The sequence below is a fragment of the Streptomyces sp. NRRL B-24572 genome (assembly GCF_002156145.1).
GTDB lineage: Bacteria > Actinomycetota > Actinomycetes > Streptomycetales > Streptomycetaceae > Streptomyces > Streptomyces vietnamensis.
The window spans coordinates 1-1464 of record NZ_MWIG01000940.1; the positions used below are offsets into that span (position 1 = coordinate 1).

Annotated in this window: 1 protein-coding gene; it reads right to left on the bottom strand. The window is 69.5% G+C overall.

The window, feature by feature from the left end:
• Window positions 1–70: 70 nt before the first annotated feature.
• Window positions 71–1464 (bottom strand): PQQ-binding-like beta-propeller repeat protein (locus CCN56_RS38570; RefSeq protein ID WP_086832298.1); only part of this gene is annotated, 1394 nt, incomplete at its 5' end.

Consider the following 1464-nt stretch of genomic DNA (forward strand, 5'->3'; position numbering starts at 1 on the left):
GGGAGATGAGTAAGAGAGGGGGGGGGGGGGGGGGGGGGGGGGGGGTGGCTGCGTCATCGGTCCGTGCACCTCACTTGCTGAAGGCCATCATGGTCTTGACCTGCATCTCTTCCTTGTCGCTGGACGCCGACACACGTCCGGCCGCCACGACGAAGGTGCCGCTGCCGTAAGCGAAGCCCGGGTCGTAGAAGTCGCTCTCGACATCGGCGGTCGAGGCCGGGTGCTGGAGCAGGATCTTCGGCGCGCCGCCGGTCGGGGCGAGGGTGGCGACGGCGCCGCCCTTGTCGTACGACGGGGCGATGTGCAGCAGGACCTGCCCGCCCTCCATGCGCAGCGGCGTCATCGACTGCTCGCCGGGGGCCTTGGAGCGCCACTTGGCCTTGCCGGTCTTCAGGTCGAAGGCGATGACCTCGTTGGCCGTGCCGTAGCTGGTCTCGGTGGCCATGTAGAAGGTGTTCGCGTCGGCCGCGACACCGGTGCAGCCCTGGAGGTTGCGGCCGAAGATGACCAGGCCGCCGCCGCACGAGGGGGCGAACTTGTCCTTGCCGCCCTGGATCTGCGAGCGGAGCCTGCCGTTCGCGTCGAGCGCGAAGACGGACCACTTCTTCTGGTCGCGCTGGGTGGCCGAGACGACCAGCGGGTCGACCGAGTAGACCTTGTCGACCTCCCAGTTCGCCTCCAGCTGGAAGGTGAACTTCGGCTTGCCGGTGTTGGGGTCGACCTGGCCGATCGCCTGGAGCTTCTTGGTCGTGCTGCCCGAGGGGCAGTCCATGGCGGCGATCAGCTTGCTGCCGCCGGCGTAGGCGAAGGGCTTGCAGCCGCTGTCGGGGCTCTTGAAGAGCTGGTGGCCGTCGGCGAGCGAGAAGCCGTACGCGCTGCTGGAGCCGGCCGCGGTGACCGTGTTGCCGCTGATGGCCAGGGTGTTGTCGGAGAAGGCGAAGAAGCCCGTGGGCTTCGGGACGGCCTTCTTCCAGCCGGGCTTGCCGGTCTTGAGGTCGATCTTCTGGAGCTGAGTGCACTTGGCGCCGTCCTTGGCGCTCTCGGCGTACCCGAAGACCATGGAGCCGTCGGCGGCGGGCTCCGGCGGGACCGCGCACAGCTCGAACGGCAGGTCGACGTGCCACTTGGACTTGCCGTCGCTCAGGCCGTAGCCGTCGACGCCCTTGTACATCGCCTTGACGACGGTGTCGCCGACGATCCACGGGCCGAAGACGTCGGAGCCGTTGCGGGGCAGGTCGACGTTGTTCTTCAGCAGCCAGTTGACCTTCGCCTCGCCGGCCTGGCGGCCCGCGTTGAGGTCGTCCTCGCCGTTGCCGCCGTCGCCCGAACCGTCGCCCTGGTCCACCGACTCGGTGGGCTTCGGGGCGGCGGTGGAGGTGGCCGTGGCGGTGGGCTTGGCGACCGGGTCCTTGTCGTCGTCCCCGCCGACGACGGCCCAGGTCGTGACGGCGGCGACCAGGACGG